Origin of the sequence: Microbacterium pullorum, from assembly GCF_014836535.1 — a bacterium.
Classification (GTDB): Bacteria; Actinomycetota; Actinomycetes; order Actinomycetales; family Microbacteriaceae; genus Microbacterium; species Microbacterium pullorum.
This window is the reverse complement of the sequence record NZ_JACSQP010000001.1, coordinates 17,706-37,073: the sequence shown is the minus strand read 5'-3', so window position 1 is coordinate 37,073 and position 19,368 is coordinate 17,706. Positions and strand designations below refer to the sequence as shown.

General features: G+C 70.9%; 20 protein-coding genes. 10 read left to right on the top strand and 10 right to left on the bottom strand.

Annotated elements, in window-relative coordinates; genetic code table 11:
* Positions 1–35: 35 nt before the first annotated feature.
* The 3 genes from H9651_RS00180 to H9651_RS00170 all read right to left on the bottom strand — a co-directional run bounded on the left by H9651_RS00180 (position 36) and on the right by H9651_RS00170 (position 2,902).
* A complete protein-coding gene (locus H9651_RS00180; protein ID WP_191717091.1) occupies positions 36–1,346 on the bottom strand; it encodes an ABC transporter substrate-binding protein in 1,311 nt (436 codons plus the stop codon).
* 101 nt (positions 1,347–1,447) lie between these two features.
* A complete protein-coding gene (locus H9651_RS00175; protein ID WP_191717090.1) occupies positions 1,448–2,479 on the bottom strand; it encodes a LacI family DNA-binding transcriptional regulator in 1,032 nt (343 codons plus the stop codon).
* 159 nt (positions 2,480–2,638) lie between these two features.
* The gene (locus H9651_RS00170; RefSeq protein WP_191717089.1) at positions 2,639–2,902 is read right to left on the bottom strand and encodes a hypothetical protein; all 264 of its coding nucleotides are present in this window, start codon (positions 2,900–2,902) and stop codon (positions 2,639–2,641) included.
* A gap of 102 nt (positions 2,903–3,004) precedes the next feature.
* Here H9651_RS00170 and H9651_RS00165 point away from each other — a divergent pair, with 102 nt between their 5' ends.
* From H9651_RS00165 to H9651_RS00150, 4 genes are all read left to right on the top strand, one after another.
* Positions 3,005–3,745: a winged helix-turn-helix domain-containing protein gene (locus tag H9651_RS00165; RefSeq protein ID WP_191717088.1), complete on the top strand. Its 741-nt coding sequence runs from the start codon at positions 3,005–3,007 to the stop codon at positions 3,743–3,745.
* Between the two features lie 433 nt (positions 3,746–4,178).
* Positions 4,179–5,180, top strand: a complete 1,002-nt coding sequence (locus tag H9651_RS00160) for a DNA-3-methyladenine glycosylase family protein (protein ID WP_191717517.1) — start codon at positions 4,179–4,181, stop codon at positions 5,178–5,180.
* A gap of 194 nt (positions 5,181–5,374) precedes the next feature.
* Positions 5,375–6,388 (top strand): phosphotransferase, encoded by a 1,014-nt coding sequence (locus H9651_RS00155; RefSeq protein ID WP_191717087.1) that lies wholly within the window; start codon positions 5,375–5,377, stop codon positions 6,386–6,388.
* 9 nt (positions 6,389–6,397) lie between these two features.
* Positions 6,398–6,628 carry a hypothetical protein gene (locus H9651_RS00150; protein ID WP_191717086.1) on the top strand — a complete coding sequence of 77 codons (231 nt, stop codon included), beginning with the start codon at positions 6,398–6,400 and terminating at the stop codon, positions 6,626–6,628.
* Here the strand turns inward: H9651_RS00150 and H9651_RS00145 are convergent, their stop codons facing one another.
* The 4 genes from H9651_RS00145 to H9651_RS00130 are packed head-to-tail and all read right to left on the bottom strand — an operon-like array spanning position 6,629 to position 10,450.
* Positions 6,629–7,387, bottom strand: coding sequence for an iron ABC transporter ATP-binding protein (locus H9651_RS00145; protein WP_191717085.1), 759 nt, complete (start codon positions 7,385–7,387; stop codon positions 6,629–6,631).
* Positions 7,384–8,400, bottom strand: a complete 1,017-nt coding sequence (locus H9651_RS00140; RefSeq protein ID WP_191717084.1) for an iron chelate uptake ABC transporter family permease subunit — start codon at positions 8,398–8,400, stop codon at positions 7,384–7,386. Before H9651_RS00140 ends, H9651_RS00145 begins: the two co-directional genes overlap by 4 nt.
* Positions 8,390–9,406: an ABC transporter permease gene (locus H9651_RS00135; RefSeq protein ID WP_318244702.1), complete on the bottom strand. Its 1,017-nt coding sequence runs from the start codon at positions 9,404–9,406 to the stop codon at positions 8,390–8,392. Before H9651_RS00135 ends, H9651_RS00140 begins: the two co-directional genes overlap by 11 nt.
* A 30-nt stretch (positions 9,407–9,436) precedes the next feature.
* Positions 9,437–10,450, bottom strand: a complete 1,014-nt coding sequence (locus H9651_RS00130; protein WP_191717083.1) for a siderophore ABC transporter substrate-binding protein — start codon at positions 10,448–10,450, stop codon at positions 9,437–9,439.
* Between the two features lie 138 nt (positions 10,451–10,588).
* On the opposite strand from H9651_RS00130, the gene H9651_RS00125 reads away from it, so the two are divergent.
* Positions 10,589–11,371 (top strand): siderophore-interacting protein, encoded by a 783-nt coding sequence (locus H9651_RS00125; RefSeq protein WP_191717082.1) that lies wholly within the window; start codon positions 10,589–10,591, stop codon positions 11,369–11,371.
* Between the two features lie 15 nt (positions 11,372–11,386).
* Here the strand turns inward: H9651_RS00125 and H9651_RS00120 are convergent, their stop codons facing one another.
* Positions 11,387–12,241, bottom strand: coding sequence for an aggregation-promoting factor C-terminal-like domain-containing protein (locus tag H9651_RS00120; RefSeq protein ID WP_191717081.1), 855 nt, complete (start codon positions 12,239–12,241; stop codon positions 11,387–11,389).
* Between the two features lie 260 nt (positions 12,242–12,501).
* Here H9651_RS00120 and H9651_RS00115 point away from each other — a divergent pair, with 260 nt between their 5' ends.
* On the top strand, positions 12,502–12,921 hold the full coding sequence (locus H9651_RS00115) for a VOC family protein (RefSeq protein ID WP_191717080.1): 420 nt from the start codon (positions 12,502–12,504) through the stop codon (positions 12,919–12,921).
* Positions 12,922–12,938: 17 nt separating this feature from the next.
* Here the strand turns inward: H9651_RS00115 and H9651_RS00110 are convergent, their stop codons facing one another.
* Both H9651_RS00110 and H9651_RS00105 read right to left on the bottom strand, forming a co-directional pair.
* A complete protein-coding gene (locus tag H9651_RS00110; RefSeq protein ID WP_191717079.1) occupies positions 12,939–13,769 on the bottom strand; it encodes an aldo/keto reductase in 831 nt (276 codons plus the stop codon).
* A 40-nt stretch (positions 13,770–13,809) separates the two neighbouring features.
* On the bottom strand, positions 13,810–14,616 hold the full coding sequence (locus tag H9651_RS00105; protein ID WP_191717078.1) for a Cof-type HAD-IIB family hydrolase: 807 nt from the start codon (positions 14,614–14,616) through the stop codon (positions 13,810–13,812).
* A gap of 108 nt (positions 14,617–14,724) precedes the next feature.
* Here H9651_RS00105 and H9651_RS00100 point away from each other — a divergent pair, with 108 nt between their 5' ends.
* The 4 genes from H9651_RS00100 (at position 14,725) to pgi (ending at position 19,362) form a co-directional block, all read left to right on the top strand.
* On the top strand, positions 14,725–15,996 hold the full coding sequence (locus tag H9651_RS00100; protein ID WP_191717077.1) for a sensor histidine kinase: 1,272 nt from the start codon (positions 14,725–14,727) through the stop codon (positions 15,994–15,996).
* Positions 15,984–16,661, top strand: a complete 678-nt coding sequence (locus H9651_RS00095) for a response regulator transcription factor (RefSeq protein WP_191717076.1) — start codon at positions 15,984–15,986, stop codon at positions 16,659–16,661. The genes H9651_RS00100 and H9651_RS00095 overlap by 13 nt, the downstream gene beginning before the upstream one ends.
* Positions 16,658–17,563 (top strand): DUF4097 family beta strand repeat-containing protein, encoded by a 906-nt coding sequence (locus H9651_RS00090; protein ID WP_191717075.1) that lies wholly within the window; start codon positions 16,658–16,660, stop codon positions 17,561–17,563. Before H9651_RS00095 ends, H9651_RS00090 begins: the two co-directional genes overlap by 4 nt.
* A gap of 116 nt (positions 17,564–17,679) precedes the next feature.
* Entirely contained in the window at positions 17,680–19,362 is a 1,683-nt protein-coding gene (pgi, locus tag H9651_RS00085) for a glucose-6-phosphate isomerase (RefSeq protein WP_191717074.1), read from the top strand.
* Positions 19,363–19,368 lie beyond the last annotated feature (6 nt).

The following is a 19,368-nucleotide window of genomic DNA, read 5'->3' as shown; positions in this document are numbered from 1 at the left end:
CGTCTCCTGTGGCAGGGGTGCCCGGGGGGGCGGGATCAGCGGAAGTCCGCCACGTAGGAGTCGTACTCGGCGCCCAACGACTGCTGCACGTCCGCCGCCGACTTGGTGCCGTTGACGAGTTCCTGCAGCTCGGCGACGAGCGTGTCGTAGAAGGTCGGCGTCGGCCAGTCGGGGTAGAACGACAGACCGTCCTTCTCATTGATCGCATTGAACGCCTGGATCAGTTGGAGGCTCTGCTCGTCGGTGATGTCGGCTTCATCGGCTGCGACGGGAAGGCCGCCGTTGTTCCCGATGAGCGCCTGGATCTCGGGACGCATCGTGATCTCGATGAACTCGTACGCGAGATCCTTGTTCGCCGCCCGCTCGGGCACGACCCAGAGGTTGCCCGACGAACCCAGGCTCAGGTCGCTGTCCGGGAAGGGGAACAGCCCCCAGTCGAAGCCGTCGATCTCATCGGCGAATCGGCCGTACCACCAGCTGCCCGACACGAAGATGGGCGCGCTGCCGTTGATGAACGACACCCCGGCATCCTCTGCCTTGAGCCCCGTGACGTCGGGCGAGATGTACCCGGCGTCGACGTAGTCGGCGAGAGTTTCGGTGGCGTAGGTGATCTCCTCGCCCTCCCAGTCGACCTCGCCGGTGTAGAGCTGGTAGTCGTCGACGAACCCGCGGTCCGCCTGGCTGAGCGCCAGCTGGTACCAGAGCTGACCGAGCGGGTACTCGAGGCCGGCTTCGGCCAAGGGCGTCACGCCCTGTGCGACGAACGCGTCGAGCACCGCGGTGAACTCTTCATAGGTCGTCGGGATCTCCAGCCCCGCGTCGGCGAAGGCGTCGGCGTTGTAGTAGACGGTGACGAACTCGCCATAGTTCGGCACGCCGTACCAGGAGCCCGAGCCCATGACGCCGTCCTCGCTGTAGCGGGCGGTTGTCTGCAGGGCGGGGGCGAGTTTGTCGTCCCAGCCGTACTCTTCGACGGCCTCGGAGATGTCGGCGAGCAGGCCCTGGCTGGCCAGGAGTCCCGCCGTCGCGTTGCCCTTGTTGAACTCCATGAGGTCGGGGGCCTCGTCGGAGTTGAGCACCTGGCTCGCCGTCGAGCGGATCTGCTCGAAGCTCTTCTCCTCGAACGCCACGGTGGCCCCGGTCTCCTCCTCGAAGACCTTGATGGCCTCCGCCCAGGCGATGCCCATCGCACTGTTGGCTCCCTCGTAGTGCCAGAGCGTCAGGGTGTCGCCGCCGGCTTCGTCGCCGGAGCCTCCGGAGCATCCCGACAGCGCGAGTGCTCCGGCTGTCAGGGCTCCGAGCGCGGCGAGAGCCCGCCGGGTGTGGGTGTGTGTGCTGCGTGCCATCGTCGGCACTCCTTTCTCGGTGACCGTCGTCGGTCGATCTGTCAGGTTGTCGAAGCGCTTCGACTAGCGACGCGCAGAAGAATCCCGTGATGCCGCGGCGTTCAATCAGCCTCGACGCGCGGATCAGGGGGTGGGGCGATGGAGCCGCGCCGGTGGTAGGTGGGCGTGATGAGACGCACACCGGGCGTGGCGCCCGCGGGCTCGAGCGCCTCCAGCGCCAACTCGACGGCCAGGTCGCAGGAGGCCGCGGGCACCAGCGGGATCGAGTCCAGCGGCGTGGACAGCGCCGCGGTGTCGAACGAGGCCCCCACCGAGACGACCGACACATCCTCGGGCACGCGCAGACCGCGGTCGGCGATCTCGGCGAGCACCGCGGCGTGCGCATCGTCGGTGCAGTGCAGCACCAGGCCGGTCGCCCCGCCGTCGAGCAGCGACGCGGCTGCTCGTCGGGCAGCCGTGCGGTCGCTCTGCGTCACGCCGGTGTTCGCGTGGGCGGCCGAGATCGCGCGCTCGCGCGCACGGTCGAACACCGCGGAGCGCACGCGCGGCGGGAAGTTCGACGTCGTGTACGCGGTTTCGATCTGCCCGACCAGACCGACCGAGCGGTGCCCGGCATCGGCGAGGCGATCCACCGCCATGGCCGCAGCGGCCTCGAAGTCGAGGTCGACGCAGATGAGACCATCGGAGTCGTCGGGGATCCCGATGAACACGGTGGGGGTGGCGATCTGCCGGGCCAACGCGACGCGCGCGTCGTCGGGGGCGACGTCGAGCACGAGGATCGCATCGACCAGCCCGCTGGCCGCGACCCGGCGCATCCCGGCCTGGGCCTCCTCATCGGTGAGCAGCAGGATGTCGTACTCGTTGCGACGTGCCGCGATCGCCGTGGCCAGCACGAACGCCATGTGCGTCGGGGCGTGGGTGTCTTTGCGCAGCGGCTCGGTGAGCGCGAAGATCTGCGTGCGGCGTCCCGCCAGCATGCGAGCACCGGCGTTGGGACTGTAGTCGAGGACGCGCACGGCGTCTTCGATGCGTCGCCGCGTGGCCGGCGACACCGGTCGCTTGCCACTCAGGGCGTACGAGACGGTGCTGATGGACACCCCGGCCGCCTCGGCCACCTCGTTGATGTTTGCCACGTTGACTCCGTCGTCCTGGTCGATCGAAGCGCTTCGCGGAAGCGCTTCGACATGCAGTTTGATGCGTTGCGCGCATGTCGTCAAGGGGTTTGTGGCAATTGGCAACTTATCCGTCGACTGCGGTGCGCGCCGACACTGCTCGGCGGATTGAGCAATCTGTCACATTTCGTCATCCGCGAGCAGCGGCATCCGTGCGGTTTGACACGCTTCGACATCGTTGGTCATAATGGCCGACATGACTGACAACGCACGCTCTCTGTCCGCCGTGGAGGCGAACGGGACTGCCGCCATGATGATGGCCGGCCGTGTTGCTGTCATGTGTTGCCGAATGTGCCGCTGACCCGACGAACCCGCCGGGCTCGCGCCGCCGCTGATCTGAACGCCGCGGCCGAGCTCCTCAGCACCGTAACGAACGCCGATCACGCGTCGTCGCATGCTCGCCACCCGGCCGACCGGCCGCCCGCAACACAGCTCGAACCCGCTCCAGGCGCATTGCCCGGGTTCCACTCCACAAGGACTTCTCCCATGTCGAACACCGCGCTCCTCACCCGTCCCGCCGCTACCCGTCACCTGCGCGCCGTCGAAGACGTCGCGCCGGTGGCGCCCGTGGTCGCCGCCGCTCCCGCGGCTCCGGCGGCTGCCGCTGCCCGGCAGGTGCCCGCCGGAACCGCTCCCCGCGGCTTCGCGCTGTATGTCGGCATCGACGAGCTGAAGGCAGCCCAGGACGGCGTGTCACTCTCGGTGCTCGTCGAGGCGCTGCGTCGCACGCTGGGCGAACTCGCCCCGCACGCGGAGACCTACGCCACCGTGGCGCTGGCACCCACGACTGCCGGCGGCCGAGACGTGGACGTCGTGCGCCTCGCGCTCCACGAGCCGAGTGCGGTGGCCCGCACCCAGCAGGACGACCCCGACGAGGACTCCGCCCCCGGCGGGGTCACTGTCGACATCTCGCGCAAGCGCGTGCTGATCGACGGCTCCTCGGCGGCGTTCACCTTCAAGGAGTTCGAGCTGCTGCAGTACCTCGTGCTGCGCGAGGGTCGCACGATCGAGCGCACCGAGCTGGTGTCGTCGCTCTGGCAGGGCACGACCGATGACGAGGCCCCCGGCGAGCGCACGATCGACGTGCACGTGCGACGCCTGCGCGCCAAGCTCGGCCGCTACGAGGACATCGTGCGCACCGTGCGCGGCGTCGGCTACCGCTTCGACCGCCACGCCGACGTCGTCATCCGCTACGGCCACGGCTCCCCCTCGCCCGACCGCTTCTGACCCGCGCAGGGTCACGCCCGGGCGGCTCGCGCCCGAGCGCTGCCGCGCCCGCGCGCTGCCGGGGCGCGCCCGTGCCCGCACGCTCCGGCGCACAATGTCGCCATTACGGGGTCTTGCGGCCCGCACACCGCGGTTTCGCCCGCCATCCGGCGCAGATTAGCGACGTTGTGCACGCCAGCCCCGCCATCCCCGCCGCCCGCGGCGCTGCACCCGCCGCCCGGTCAGTGACACCGCGGTGCCGCACGTGCCCGCACGCCCCGCGCACAATGTCGCCAATCCGCGGCGTTACTCCCCGCAAACCGCGGTTTCACCCACCATTCGGCGCGGATCAGCGACATTGTGCACGCCGGTCCCGCCGCACCCGCCGCCGACAGCTGCCGACGTGCCGCCGGGGGCCGATGTCAGGAACGCGACGTAGGGTGGCGGCGTGACCATGGGAACGGGCGAACGGCTGCCGGCGGGCTCCATCCGTGCCCCCGGGCGCCCGCTTTCCACGCGCCCCGACCCGCGCGCCCGCGACGCGCGGCCCCTCGAGACCGAATACCGGCCTCGCGTGCCGATCGATGCGGCGCGGGCCATCCGCTACCAGCGTCACGGCGTCAACGACCCGGCCTTCGCCGTCGACGGACCGGTGCTGTGGCGCGCGAGCCACACCCCCGAGGGCGTCGCGACCCTCGCGATCCGCGCCGACCGCGACCGTGTCCGGGCGGCCGCGTGGGGCCCTGGCGCCGAGTGGGCCCTGCACCAGCTGCCCGCCCTGTGCGGCGGGCTCGACGACCCCACTGGCTTCGACGCCGGGCGGCATCCGCTCATCGCCGAGGTGCACCGCCGCAACCCGGGGCTGCGCATCGGCCGCACCGACCTCGTCTTCGAGGCCCTCGCGAGCGCAGTGATCGAGCAGAAGGTCACCGGCCTGCAGGCCTTCGGCGCGTGGCGGGTGCTGGTGAGCCGCTTCGGCGAGCGCGCGCCCGGTCCCACCCCGAAGCCGATGTTCGCGCCGCCGTCGATCGACGGCTGGCGGCGCATCCCGAGTTGGGCGTGGCATCGCGCCGGCGTCGAGCCACCGCAGGCACGCACGATCGTCGAGACGGCCCGCAGGGGTGACACGATCGTGGCGGCGGTGACGGATGCCGGTGCCGGCGAGGCCGTGGACCGCGTGCTGATGAGCCTGCGGGGCATCGGCATCTGGACCTCCGCCGAGACCCGCATCCGCGCGCTCGGCGACCCCGACGCGGTCAGCGTCGCGGATTACCACCTGGCGCACGAGGTGGGCAATGCCCTGACCGGGCACCGCGTCGACGACGACGGGATGCTGGAGCTGCTGGAGCCCTGGGCCGGTCACCGGCAGCGGGTGATCCGGCTCATCTACGCCAGCGGCGTGCGCGAGCAGCGCCGCGGCCCGCGCCTGCACCCCGAGGATCACCGCGACCGCTGACAGCGCCCCGTGACCGGTGTGCACAACGTCTCCAATCCGGGCCGAACGACCACCGATTCCGAGGCCTACCGGCCCGAAGCCCCCCGGAAAGGCGACGTTGTGCGCGCGACCGCGCGGCCACCGTGAGATGCGCGGACCAACGGCCGACCCACCGCCGCCGCCGTCCCGCCTTTCCCCTGTGCCAGACTCCCGGGATGACGTCGCTCTCCGCTCCCCCACGCCGCGTCGGCTGGGACGAGATCCCCGCCCAAGTGCGCGACGCCGTGGCCGACCTGCTCGGCTCGCCCGTCGTCGCGGCCCGCAGCCAGTCCGGCGGGTTCTCCCCCGGCTCCGCCGACCGCGTGCTGTGCGCCGACGGCCGACGCGCATTCGTCAAGACGGCCACGGCCGACCGCAATCCCCAGGTCGTCGGCATCCACCGCCGCGAGGCCGCCGTGGCCGCCGTGCTCCCCGGCGGCGTCCCCGCGCCGCGGCTCATCGGCACGGCCGGCGGCGATGACTGGATCGCGCTCGCCTTCGAGGAGATCGACGGCGCCAGCCCCCGCCTCCCGTGGCAGCCCGACGCCCTCGAGGCGACGCTGGATGCCTTCGCCCGCGTCGCCGCCGCGCCGCTCGATGCGGCGGCGCGGCGGGTTCTGCGCCCCATCGACGGCCACGTCGCCGAGCTCGCCGGCGGCTGGGCGCGACTGCTCGCCGACCCGCCCACGGACGACCACACGCACGCGCCGTCAGGCGAGCCCGGGCATCCTCTCACCGCCGCTCTCACCGACCCCGACGTGGCGTGGGCCTGGGAGCGGGCGCCGCGCTGGGCGGCCGCGGCACCCGACGTCGTCGCGCAGTGCCGGGGCGAGTCGCTCGTGCACTACGACGCGCGCAGCGACAACATCCTGCTGGATGCCGCGGGCACTGCGGTCCTCGTTGACTGGCCCTGGGCGGCGCGCGGCGCACCCTGGTTCGATGCGGTGCTGCTGCTGGTCGATGTGCGGATGCACGACGCGGATGCCGACATCGCGCGGCTGCGCGCCACGCACCCCGTGTTCGCCGCCGCCGACGACGCAGCGGTGGCGGGGGTGCTGGCCGCCTTCGCGGGGTTCATGCTGGATGCCGGCCGGCGCCCGGCCCCGCCGGGCCTGCCCACGCTGAGTGAGTTCCAGCTCACACAGGGTGCGGTGGCCTGCTGCCTGCTCCGCGAACAGCTCGGCGCGTAGGCTGACGGCATGACCGACCCTCGCACCGGATCCGGATGGCCCCGCGGCCGCATCGGCTGGATCGCCGGCACCGTGCTGCTGCTCGTCGCCGGCGTGCTGTTCGGCCTCGTCATGGACAACGTCTGGCTCGGGCTCGTGCTCGCCGGCGCGATCTCGGTCGGCTGGCTCATCGCCTACGAATCGTGGCGCGGCCGCAACACCGGCATCTACGATCGCGACGACGACGGCGCACAGCTGTAGTCAGGCGTAGTACAGGGCGACCGGGCGTCCGTCGATCTCGCGCACGTCCACGCGGGTCTCGTAGACCTCACCCAGCACCTCGGGGCGCATGATCTCTGCGACCGGCGCATCGGCGACCACGCGGCCGTCGCGCATCGCGACGATGCGGTCGGAGTAGGTGGCGGCGAAGTTGATGTCGTGCAGCACCACCACGACGACCTTGCCCAACTCCAGCGCCATGCGCCGCACGAGCTTCATGATCTCGCCCATGTGGCGCACGTCGAGGTTGTTCAGCGGCTCGTCCAGCAGCACGTACTTGGTGTCCTGCGCGAGCACCATCGCGATGAACGCGCGCTGGCGCTGCCCTCCCGACAGCTCGTCGAGGAACCGTCCGCGGAACGCCTCCAGATCGAGGTAGGCGATCGCGCGGTCGATGTGCTCGCGGTCGACGACCGTCAGGCGCCCCTTCGAATGCGGAAACCGGCCGAACTCCACGAGGTCCTGCACCGTGAGACGTGCGGCGATGTGGTTGTCCTGCCGCAGCACCGCGAGAGTCGTGGCGAGGTCGCCCGACGCGGCGGTGCGCACATCCATGCCATCGACGGTGACGGTGCCGGCATCGGGACGGATGAGCCGGCCGACGAGGCTGAAGAGGGTCGACTTGCCGGCACCGTTGGGGCCGATGAGCGCCGTGACCCCCTCGCCACCGAACTCGATCGACACGTCGTCGAGCACCGTGCGTCCGTTGTAGGCCTTGGAGACCGAATCGAGCGCGATCATCGCGCCCCCTTTCGCAGCACGAGATAGAGGAAGAACAGTCCACCGGCGAATTCGATCATCATCGACAGGCTGCCGCCGAACCCGAACACGCGCTCGAGCAGCAGCTGCCCGCCGAGCAGGAACACGACGCCGAGCAGCGCCGCGGTCGGCAGCGTCCACCGGTGCCGGAAAGTGCCGGCGTACGAGTAGGCGAGGTTCGCGACGATGAGGCCGAAGAAGAGGATGGGACCCACAAGCGCGGTGGATGCCGCGACCATCACCGAGACGACCGCGAACAGGGCCATGATGACGCGGCGGTGGTTCACGCCGAGGCCCACCGCGGCCGGTTCGCCGAGGGTGAGCACGTCGAGGGTGCCGAGCAGCGGTCGCACCGCCAGGCAGGCGAGCACCACGAGGCTGCCGGTGAGCACCAGCAGCGTCTCGTCGGGCCGGGTGAGCGAGGCGAACGCGGTGTCGGTGAGTACCTGGAAATCGAGCGGGTCCAGCATCCGCTGCATCCACTCGGTGATGCTGCGGAAGAACGTGCCGAGCACGATGCCCACCAGCAGCATCAGGTGGATCGATCGGCGCTTTCCGCCGAAGAGCCAGGTGAACAGGAACACGCTGAACGCGACCATGACCACCACCTGCACGAGCCACAGCACCACCGGGTCGGCGCGCAGGAGCGTCGTCGCCCCGAGGAGGAACACGATCACCGTGGACACGAGCATGTAGAAGGCGTCGAAGCCCATGATCGAGGGCGTCAGGATGCGGTTCTGCGTGATCGTGTGGAAGATCACCGTCGAGACGCCGACCGCGGTCGCCACGACCGCCATCGCGATGACGCTGAGTCCGCGGATCTTCACCGCATACGCCAGCGACCCGGGCACCGCGGTGAACAGGTACAGCGCCGCGAGCACGGCGACGGCCACGACGAGCACCCCGAGCCGCACGCCGGGGCGTGACCAGACGGATGCCAGGCGCGCGCGCACCGGCAGGGTCGCGGCGGGGCGGGTGGCGATGTCAGTGGGCACGACTCCCCTTTCGCAGCAGCAGCCAGAGGAACAGGCCCGCACCGACCACGCCGACGATGACCGACAGCGGGATCTCGTACGGGAACCGCACGGTACGGGCGATGAGGTCGCAGGCCAGCACGAACAGCGCGCCGAGGCCGGCGACCCACGGGATCGAGCGGCGCACGTTGTCGCCGATGATGAGGCTCACGATGTTGGGCACGACGAGCCCGAGGAACGGGATCATGCCGGCGGTGACGAGCACCGCCGCCGTGATCACCGCGACGATCACCATGCCGATCGCGACGACGCGGCGGTAGTCGAGACCCAGGTTGGTGGCGAACTCCTCACCGAGCCCGATCACGCTGAAGCGGTCGGCGGCGACCCAGGCGACGATCACCATGACGCCGGCGATCCAGACGTACTCGTAGCGGCCGGCCATGACGGTGGCGAAGCTGCCCTGTGACCACTGCGCGAGCGACTGCAGCAGGTCGAGGCGGTAGGCGAAGAACGCCGTCACGGCGCCGACGATGCCGCCGAGCATGATGCCCACGAGCGGCACGAGCACCAGCTGGCGCACCGGCACCGCCCGCACGACGCGCAGGAACACCCAGGTGCCCACGAGCCCGAACGCCGCGGCGACGCCCATCTTGCCCATGACAGCCAGGCCCGGCCACAGCACGATGGCCACGAGCATGCCGAGGGTGGCGAACTCCGTCACCCCGGTGGTGCCCGGCTCGACGAACTTGTTGCGCACCAGCATCTGCAGGATGAGCCCGGCGATGCCCAGCGATGCGCCGGTGAGCAGCACCGCGACGGTGCGCGGCACGCGGCTCGCGGCGAGGAGGAACGCGGCGGTGCCGTCGGCGCCGCCCTCGAGGAGGGAGGCCGGGGTGACGTCCGAGACGCCGACGAACAGGCTGACTGCGGCCAGCACGACCAGGCTCACGCCGATGAGCGCCCCCACCCACGTCCGCCGGGGGCGGGGGCGGGTGGGGGCGCTCGTCGGCGCGGCGAAGGTGGTCACCTCAGTGGCGGTTCAGCGGCTCAGCGACGCTCAGCCGGCGATCTGCAGCACGTCGTCGATCATGATGCGCGTCGTGTCGATGCCGCCGAACACGATGTACCAGGCGGTGGCGTTCAGGTAGACGATCTGGTCCTGCATGGAGGCGGTCGTCTCCTTCACGATGTCATTGTCGAGCACAACGGCCGCAGCCTGGGCGTCTTCGGCGCCGGTGGCCGCGTCGCGGTCGACGACCCACAGGAAGTCGGGGTCCTGCTCGAGCAGGAACTCGAACGAGACGGGCTCGCCGTGGGTGGCCGCTTCGATGTCCTCGACGACCGGCTGCACGCCGAACACGTCGTAGATGAGGCCGCCGCGGGCGTTGCGGCCGGTCGCGCCGTCGCCGGCGGGCGCCATGGCGCTGAGGCGTCCACCCGACACCATGAGCCCCAGGCCCGTGCCGGCGTCGGCGGTGACGGCCTGCGCCTGGTCGATGCCGGCTTCCAGCTCGGCGAGGGCGGCTGCCGCGGCATCCTCTGCCCCGAGCACCTCGCCGAGGAAGGTGGTGTTGCGCTCGAGGGTGTCGAGGAACGTGCCGCTGATGCTGAGGTCGACGGTCGGGGCGATCTCGCTCAGGTCCTCGTAGAGAGCCGTCGAGCGTCCACCGATGATGATGAGGTCGGGCTGCTGGGCCTCGATCGCGACGAGGTCGGCCTCGAACAGGGTGCCGGCGTTGAACGCGTCGTCGGCGAGGTAGCCCTGCAGGTAGTCGGGCACCGAGTCCAGCGGGGCGCCGGCGACCTCGCCGCCGAGTGCACCGATGGTGTCGAGGCTCGCCATGTCGAACACGACGATGCTCTCGGGGTTCACCGGCACCTCGACCGTGGTCTGCTCGTACTGCGGATCCTCGTCCTCGCCGGCGAGGTTGCGGTCCCACGAATACGACACGGTGCCGACGCCCTCGGCCGCTTCGGCGGTCTGCTCGGTGGCGTCGGTCGCACAGCCGGTCAGAGCGACGGCGGTGACCAAGGCGAGGGAGGCCGCGAGCAGCGGTCGTGTGGTGCGCATAGGGGTGTCATCTCCGGTGAAGGCGACGATTCGGAGCGCGGGCCATCGACGGACGACGTCGGCTCCGACGGCATCGTCGTAGGGTGGAAGGGCCGGAATCTGATCAGGTCGACCCGCTAGGTAGGTTAGCCTAACCTCATGACTTCGACCACCCCGGCATCCTTCCAACGCGAGCGTCGTCCGCTGGATCTGCGGTTCCGCATGACACGACTGGCGGCGCGGCAGTGGCTGACCCCCGGCTACGTGCGGGTACGGCTCGAGGGTGACGACCTGCGCGGCTTCGATTCGCTCGGTGCCGACGACCACATCCGGGTGTTCTTCCCGACGGCCGCTCCCGCGACGGTCGAGGAGCTGCGCGCGGCGCCGAGTCGCGAGTACACGCCGCTGACGTGGAGCGGCGACGAGGGCTGGCTCGACCTGGAGTTCGCCATCCACGGCGAGGGCGTCGCCGCGCAGTGGGCGGCGACCGCCGAGATCGGTGCGGTCGCCGGCGTCGGCGGCCCGCGCGGGTCGATGGTCATCACCGGCCGGCCCGACGCATGGCTGCTGGCGGGCGACGAGACCGCCGTGCCGGCGATGCGACGCTTCGCCCGCACGATGGATGCCGACGCGGTCGGCCGCATCTTCGTCGAGGTGCCCGATGCGCGTCACGAGTTGCCGATCGAGGCACCGTCGGGTGTCACCGTGGAACAGGTGCACCGGGGGGCGGATGCCGCGGGCACCGCGCTCGCGCGGCGCCTCGACGCGCTCACCGCCGCCGACCGGCCCGCGGGCGCGGTGTTCGCCTTCGTCGCCGCCGAGCAGCGCATCGTCAAGCCCGCCCGCGCGCTGCTGCAGGAGCGCTGGGGTCTGGAGCCCGACGCATTCGTGGCGAAGGGCTACTGGAAGCACGGCGAAGACGAATACCACGCCCCGCACTGAGCGGGGCGCGGTCGATCAGTACCAGTCGGTCGCCTGCGAATGCGCCCACGCCGCACACGGCGTGCCGTACGCCCGGAAGATGTAGTCGAGCCCCCACCGGATCTGGGTCGTGGCGTTGGTCTGCCAGTCCGCTCCGGCGGTGGCCATCTTGTGGCCGGGAAGCGACTGGGGGATGCCGGTGGCCCCGGAGGAGGGGTTGACCGCCTGGTAGTTCCAGTCCGACTCCTTCGTCCAGAGCGAGTCGAGGCACTGGAACTGGTCGCTCCCCCAGCCGTACTGCGTGGCGGCCAGTTCAGCGGCGGTCGCCTTGGCGCCCTCGACGGTGTTGCCGGCGGCGATGGCTGCAGCTTCGGCTGCCGCCGCGGCCGCGGCCGCCTCTTCGGCGGCCTTCTGCGCCTGCGCCGCGTCGAGGCGCGAGCGCAGATCGGCGACGCGGGTGGTCACGGTCTCGATGTGCTCCGCGGTCTCATCGACGACGTCGGGAACGAGCAGGAGCGGCATCACCTCGAAGCCCGACAGCCGCTCCACCGCGGCCTGCAGGTCACTCGTATCGACCTCGGTCGCCTCACCGCCGAGGTCGAGGCCCGACTGCGCGATCTCGGTGGAGATCGCCTCGGCACCGGCGATGGCCGCGTGGGCCTCGTCGACGGTGGCGGCAGCCTCGACGGCGACCGACTGCAGGGTCGTCGCCCCCGAAGGGTCGCCCGACAACGGCAGCGCTTCGGCGGCCGCCGCGGCACCGGTGGCGGCCAGCCCGCCGAAGGCGATACCGGCGGCGATGGCGCCGGCTACGGCCAGGCGCCGCCGCACGCGGCGGTGGTGCGCGACGCGCAGCGCGCGCCGGGACAGGGCTGACGTGAATGTAGGCATGACGAAACGTGCTTCCGTGAGCGGAGTGCGCCGGCACAGCGGCGCCGCGCCCTCGGGCCGGGCGCAGTACCCCACTGTGCAAGGTCACTCTGGACGAACGCTCCGTCGTCACTGAACGATCCGTGAGAACGCGGATGACCTCTCGATCAGGGCTTATTGTGCGCGAGCGGGCGCCCCACCCTTGCCCGTCGCCCTCCCCCGGCTGAATACTGGGGACCGCCGGGACCACCGGCATCCGGAGCGACCCGAGAGGGAACATCATGCTGACCCTGAATCCGTACCTCAACTTCGAGGGCCGGGCCCGCGAGGCGATGGAGTTCTATCGCGAGGTGTTCGGCGGTGAGCTGACCGTGGACACGTTCGGTTCGTTCGGCGGCACCGACGACACCGCCGATGCCGACCTGGTCATGCACGCGCAGCTCGAGACGCCGCAGGGGTTCGTGCTGATGGCTGCCGACACCCCGAGCAGCATGACGCACCATGCCGCCACGGGGTTCTCGGTGTCGATCAGCGGCGACGACGAACCGGCCGCGCGGAGCTTCTGGGAGGCGCTGTCGGTCGACGGCAATGTCACCATGCCGCTCGGCGAGGCACCGTGGGGCGGACTCTTCGGCATGCTCACCGACCGGTTCGGCATCTCCTGGCTGGTCTCCATCGACCCCGCACCCGCCGCGTCGTAAGGAGCGGCATCCGACCCCTACATCTCTTCGTGCGTGTCGGGGTCGCCGTCCCAGAGTCGACCCCGCTCGAGCCCGCTGATCGCGGCGACCTCGTCGTTCGTGAGGGTGAAGCCGAACACGTCGGCGTTCTCGCGCTGCCGCTCGGGATGCGCCGACTTCGGGATGGGGGTCGAGCCCAATTCGGTGTGCCACCGCAGCACGACCTGGGTCGGGGTGACCCCGTGCGCCTCGGCGACTTCGGCCAGCACCGGCTCGGTCAGCAGCTCGCTGCGCCGGGCGAGCGGGCTCCAGCTCTCGGTGCGGATCCCGTGCGCCGCATGGAAGGCGCGGAGCTTCGCTTGCGGGAAGTAGGGGTGCAGCTCCACCTGGTTGACGGCGGGCGTGACGCCGGTCTCGTCGATGAGCCGGGCGAGCATCGGCTCGGTGAAGTTCGAGACCCCGATCGAGCGCACCGTTCCGCGCTCGCGCAGCTCGATCATGGCGCGCCATGTGTCGACGTAACGGTCGACGGAGGGGTTCGGCCAGTGGATGAGGTACAGGTCGATGCGGTCCAGGCCCAGCCGTTCGAGGGAGCCTGCGGCGCTGGCGAGCGTCTGCTCGTAGCCGTGATCGCGACCGGGCACCTTGGTCGTGACGATGAGCTCATCGCGGATGCCGCTGCGCCGCACGGCCTCGCCGACCTCGGCCTCGTTCTCGTAGTTGACCGCCGAGTCCAGCAGCCGGTAGCCGCTGTCGATCGCGGCGGCGATCGCATCGACGCCCTCGGGGCCGCGCAGGTTGTAGGTTCCGAGACCGAGCTGCGCAAGCTCGGTGCCGTCGTTGAGCGTCACCGGGGGGATCGAGATCATCCCTCCACGCTACGCCTGCACCCCGGCCGCGGGGCACACCTCAGCCCAGCAGCGACTCGATCGTCGTGATGACGCCGTATTCGGCGTTCGACGGCGCCCGGAACCGCGCGACGGCGGCGACGTCGGGGTGCGCGTCGGCCATGGCGTAGGACCACTCGGCGGCCTGCAGCAGCTCGATGTCGTTGAGGTAATCGCCGAACGCCGCCGTCTGGGCTGGCGTGATGCCGAGGTCCTGCTGCAGGTGCCGCAGGGCGACACCCTTGTTGACGCCGGGGTTCATGATGTCGACCCAGTGATGTCCCGAGACGACCACCTGGTGACTCTCTCCCAGATCGCTCAGTGCCGGCGCGGTGTGGGTCTCGCTGCCGTCGTGGTCGTACACGGCGATCTTGAGCACCTGGTCATCCTGCGCCAGCACGTCGTCGACGACGGTGAGCCGGGCGTAGTACCTCTCCGCCTCGACGCGGAACCGCTCATCGGGCGCCTCGATGTACGCCGATGCCTTGCCGCACACCACGAAGCCCAGTCGCATGCCCTGCGCGGCGAGCGCGCGCAGCCGTTCGACGACGGTGCGGACGAACGCGGCATCCAGCGCGTCGGAACTGACCTCGACTCCGTCGCGCACGACGTACGCGCCGTTCTCGGCGATGTAGTCCAGTTCTCCCCCGGCCGCACCGAACGAGCGCTGCAGCGTCGCCAGCTGACGGCCGCTGGCCGGCGCGAACGCGATGTCGCGCTCGCGCAGCCGCTCCAGCAGCGGCCACAGCCGCGGCGGCACCGCGCCGTCGGGGTCGAGCAGGGTGCCGTCCATGTCGACGGCGATGAGGCGGATGTCGGGAGTGGTCACCACCCCATCGTCTCAGCCCACTCTGAGCGCGACTCTCGGGATAACCCGAACAAAAGACTCCGGATGCCGGGGCGGTGCCCCACCCCACCCCCGTCCTACCTTTGAGCCATGACCACTCCTCCCGTCCCCGCCGCGCCGGTGGCGAACACGCCACGCGCGACGCCGCTGCGCGTCCTCGGCGCCCTGGCCATGCTGGCTGCCTGGGCCATCGCCGGGACCGTCCTGTTCACCGTCATCGTGACCCTCCTGAGCCTCGGGCTGAGCCTCGCCCTGGTGCTCGGCATCGGCCTGCTCTTCCTCATCGGCTTCGTGTACGTGCTCTACGCCACCGCGTGGCTCGAATACGCCCGCGCCGACGGCTTCTACGACTACGGCCTGCCGTCGCTGCGGCCCCGGCGCATGACACGCTCGGGCTTCGGTGGCTGGGTGCGCATGCTCTGGCAGCAGTTCATCGACGGCCCGATGTGGCGCGGCGTCGCCAGCGCGGCGCTGGCGACCCTGCTCGGCGGACTCGTGCTCACGCTGCTGTCGACTCTCGCCTCCGGCGTGGGGCTGCTCTTCGCCCCGATCGCCGGCGACGTCGTGCGCATCCCCTGGACCGGCGCTGTCCTCGACAGCGGCTGGGCCGCCGTCATCGGGGGCCTCGCCGTCGTCGTCAGTGCCGCGCTGCTCGTGGGCATCGCCCTGCTCGACGGCATCCTGACCCGGGCGATCCTCGTCCCCTCCCGCGAGGCGATGCTGGCCGAGCGCGTGCACACCTCCGACGTGCAGCGCGCCGGGGCCGTGCGCGCCAGCGAAGTGGAGCGCACCCGCATCGAGCGCGACCTCCACGACGGCGTGCAGCCGCGACTGGTGTCCGTCGGCATGACGCTGGGCCTCGCCCAGCAGAAGCTCGACACCGATCCGGATGCCGCGCGCGAGCTCATCGCCGAGGCGCACACCTCGACCAAGGCCGCCATCACCGAGCTGCGGCAGCTGGCGCGCGGCATCCACGTCTCTGTCCTGGACGACCGTGGCCTCGACGCCGCCCTGTCGGCGCTCGTCGCCCGTTCGCACGTGCCCGTGCACGTCGATGTGCGCATCGACCGACGGTGCACCCGCGAGGCGGAGGCCGCGGTGTACTTCGCGATCGCCGAGTCGCTCACCAACGCCGCCAAGCACTCCCGCGCCAGCGAATGCCGCGTCGTCGTGCGCAGCCGCGACGACGGCACCCTGTGGGCCCGTGTGGAGGACAACGGCATGGGAGGCGCCCGCGTGCTCCCCGGCGGCGGCCTCGACGGCATCACGAACCGCATCGTCGCCGCCCGCGGCACGGTGCGTCTGGACAGCCCCGTCGGGGGCCCGACCTCGCTGGAGGTGAGTGTGCCGTGCGCATCCTGATCTGTGAGGATTCCGCGCTGCTGCGCGAGGGTCTCGTACGACTGCTCGAAGACGCCGGCCACACCGTGGTCGCCGCCCTCCCCGACGCCCACGACCTCGACACGGTCGTCGCCGACACGACGCCCGACCTCTGCATCCTCGATGTGCGGCTTCCCCCGACGTTCACCGACGAGGGCATCCGGGCAGCCCTCACCCTGCGCGCCGCGAACCCGCACCTGCCGGTGCTCGTGCTCAGCCAGTACGTCGAGGAGCGCTACGCGTCGGAGCTCATCGCCGGCCGCGGCGGGGCGCTGGGCTACCTGCTGAAGGACCGGGTGGCCGATGTGGCCGAGTTCGTCGAGACGGTCGCGCAGATCGGCGCCGGCGGCACCGTGTTCGACCCCGAGGTCGTCTCGCAGCTGCTCATGCGACGTACCCGCGACGACCGCATGGCCCGCCTCACCGACCGCGAACGCACCGTGCTGGCGCTGATCGCCGAAGGAAAGTCCAACCAGGCCATCGCCCGCACGCTGCACGTCAGCGAAGCGAGCGTCGAGAAGTACATCACCTCCCTCTTCCAGAAGCTCGACCTCGAGCAGGACGAGGCAGGAAACCGGCGGGTGCTGGCAGCGCTGGCCCACCTCGAACACGGCGGCGACCTGCCGCAGACAGGAGCATCACGATGAGCACGCCACTCACACGCCCTACGACCCCGCAGCCCGGCGCGACCACGCCCCCGCCTCCCGACGCGGCCATGCCCCCGCAGCCCGGCGCTCCCACCCCGCCGCCGCAGCGGTCGTCCGCAGGACGGGTCGTCGCGATCATCGCGATCGTCGTGGGCGGACTGCTCATCCTCGGCACGGTCACCTTCGGCATCATCGGGGCGGTGGTGCGCTCGGGTGGCCCCGTCGACGACCGCATCGCGGTGGATGCCGCAGGCGTCGACTCCCTCGACATCGACGTGTCCGCCGGCGACGTGCGCGTGCTGTTCACCGACACCGACGAGGCCGTGCTCGACATCACGGCCGACGCCGGTGCCGGAAACTGGACCCTCACCCGTGAGGGCGACGAGCTGGTCGTGCGGTCGCCGCAGCGCTGGTTCTTCGGCTGGTGGTTCTACGACGGCCCGACGCGAGTCGTGCTGGAGCTGCCCGAAGAGCTGGCAGGCGCGGGCCTCGAGGCGGACTTCGTGCTTTCGGCCGGGTCGCTCGACGTCGATGGTGAGTTCGGGTCGCTCGACCTCGAGGTGAACGCGGGCGAACTCACGGTCACCGGTGCGGCGACGGAGCTGAGCACCGACGTCAGCGCGGGTCGGGCGAACCTCGAACTGGCCGACATCGACACCGCCGAGCTGAACGTCAGCGCGGGGGGCCTGAAGGCCGTGCTCACCGGCAGCGCCCCCACCGACGTCGCCATCGACGTGAGCGCCGGGTCGCTGGACCTCACGGTCCCTGCGGGACCGTACCGCGTCGAGTCCGACGTCTCGGCCGGTGGCCTCGACAACCGGCTCGAGACCACGTCGCAGGCCACGCGCATCATCTCGGTGAACGTGTCGGCGGGAGATGTGACGCTGCGCTCGGATCGCTGAATCCGGGTTCTGGTACAGGGAAAGGCCCGGTCGGAAGATCCGACCGGGCCTTTCCGCTGTCGTTGTCACGGCTGCCGCGTGGACGCTGTGCACCCCGTCGCGTTAGCGTGGACGGCGTGACCGCCCCCATCGACGCCACCACCACGCCCGCCTGGACCGAATTGACCGCGCTGCGCGACACATTCGCCCCCGACCTGCGCGACTGGTTCGCCATCGACCCGCGTCGCGCCGAGCGCCTCAGCCTGCCGCTGGCCGACCTCCACGTCGACCTGTCGAAGAACCTCGTCACCGACGAGGTGCTCGCAGCCCTGGTGCGCCTGGCCGAGCAGACCGGCGTCGCCGAGCGCTATGCGGCGATGCTCGCCGGCGAGCACATCAACACCACCGAAGACCGCGCCGTGTTGCACACGGCGCTCCGCCGACCCGCCGGCGCCTCCCCCGCCCTCGTCGTCGACGGTCAAGACGTCGACCACGACGTGCAGGAGGTGCTGACGGCCGTCTCGGCCTTCGCCGACCGGGTGCGCTCGGGCGAATGGGTCGGCGTCACGGGCAAGAAGGTGCAGACGATCGTGAACATCGGCATCGGCGGCTCCGACCTCGGACCGGTCATGGTGTCGGAGGCGCTGCAGCCGTATGCCGACGCCGGCATATCCGCACGCTTCGTGTCGAACATCGACCCCACCGACATCGCGCAGAAGACTGCGGGACTCGACCCCGAGACGACGCTGTTCATCGTGGCATCCAAGACCTTCACGACGCTGGAGACCCTCACCAACGCCCGTCTCGCCCGGGACTGGCTGTGGTCGGGGCTGGAAAAGACCGGCGCGATCGACGGCAGCGACGCGTCGCGCACCGACGCCGTCGCCCACCACTTCGTCGCCGTCTCCACGGCGCTGGACAAGGTCGCCGCCTTCGGGATCGACCCGGCCAACGCGTTCGGATTCTGGGACTGGGTGGGCGGTCGCTACTCGGTGGACTCCGCGATCGGCCTGTCACTGGCGATCGAACTCGGCCCCGACGTGTTCCGCGAGCTGCTCGCCGGCTTCCACGCCGTCGACGAGCACGTGCGCACGACCCCGCTCGAGCGCAACGTCCCGGTACTCATGGGACTGCTCAACGTCTGGTATTCCAACTTCCTCGGGTCGCAGTCGCACGCGGTGCTGCCCTATGCCCAGCAGCTGCACCGCTTCGCCGCCTACCTGCAGCAGCTGACGATGGAATCCAACGGCAAGTCGGTGCGCTGGGACGGCACGCCCGTCACCACCGACACCGGCGAGGTGTTCTGGGGCGAGCCCGGCACCAACGGACAGCACGCGTTCTACCAGCTGATCCACCAGGGCACCCGCCTCATCCCGGCGGACTTCATCGCCTTCGTGAACCCCGCCTACCCGCTCGCCGACGACGGACGCGACGTGCACGGACTGTTCCTGGCGAACTTCCTCGCGCAGACCAGGGCGCTCGCGTTCGGCAAGACCGCCGAGGAGGTCGAGGCCGAGGGCACCACCGGTCCGCTCGTCGCAGCGCGCACATTCCCCGGCAACCGGCCGACGACGTCGATCTTCGCCGACTCGCTGACGCCCCGGGTGCTGGGCGAGCTCATCGCGCTGTACGAGCACATCACCTTCACCCAGGGCGTGATCTGGGGCATCAACTCGTTCGACCAGTGGGGCGTGGAGTTGGGCAAGCAGCTCGCGCTGCAGATCGCCCCCGCGATCGAGGGCGACGCCGACGCGCTGGCGGCACAGGATGCCTCCACGCGCGGGCTGCTGGAGTACTACCGGGCGCACCGCCGGCACTGACGCCGA

What these genes read in the sequence shown, in the direction of transcription:
- H9651_RS00180 (WP_191717091.1), bottom strand. Translation starts at nt 1,346, where the DNA reads ATGGCACGCAGCACACACACCCACACCCGGCGGGCTCTCGCCGCGCTC.
- H9651_RS00165 (WP_191717088.1), top strand. Translation starts at nt 3,005, where the DNA reads ATGTCGAACACCGCGCTCCTCACCCGTCCCGCCGCTACCCGTCACCTG.
- H9651_RS00160 (WP_191717517.1), top strand. Translation starts at nt 4,179, where the DNA reads ATGGGAACGGGCGAACGGCTGCCGGCGGGCTCCATCCGTGCCCCCGGG.
- H9651_RS00155 (WP_191717087.1), top strand. Translation starts at nt 5,375, where the DNA reads ATGACGTCGCTCTCCGCTCCCCCACGCCGCGTCGGCTGGGACGAGATC.
- H9651_RS00150 (WP_191717086.1), top strand. Translation starts at nt 6,398, where the DNA reads ATGACCGACCCTCGCACCGGATCCGGATGGCCCCGCGGCCGCATCGGC.
- H9651_RS00145 (WP_191717085.1), bottom strand. Translation starts at nt 7,387, where the DNA reads ATGATCGCGCTCGATTCGGTCTCCAAGGCCTACAACGGACGCACGGTG.
- H9651_RS00130 (WP_191717083.1), bottom strand. Translation starts at nt 10,450, where the DNA reads ATGCGCACCACACGACCGCTGCTCGCGGCCTCCCTCGCCTTGGTCACC.
- H9651_RS00125 (WP_191717082.1), top strand. Translation starts at nt 10,589, where the DNA reads ATGACTTCGACCACCCCGGCATCCTTCCAACGCGAGCGTCGTCCGCTG.
- H9651_RS00120 (WP_191717081.1), bottom strand. Translation starts at nt 12,241, where the DNA reads ATGCCTACATTCACGTCAGCCCTGTCCCGGCGCGCGCTGCGCGTCGCG.
- H9651_RS00115 (WP_191717080.1), top strand. Translation starts at nt 12,502, where the DNA reads ATGCTGACCCTGAATCCGTACCTCAACTTCGAGGGCCGGGCCCGCGAG.
- H9651_RS00110 (WP_191717079.1), bottom strand. Translation starts at nt 13,769, where the DNA reads ATGATCTCGATCCCCCCGGTGACGCTCAACGACGGCACCGAGCTTGCG.
- H9651_RS00100 (WP_191717077.1), top strand. Translation starts at nt 14,725, where the DNA reads ATGACCACTCCTCCCGTCCCCGCCGCGCCGGTGGCGAACACGCCACGC.
- H9651_RS00090 (WP_191717075.1), top strand. Translation starts at nt 16,658, where the DNA reads ATGAGCACGCCACTCACACGCCCTACGACCCCGCAGCCCGGCGCGACC.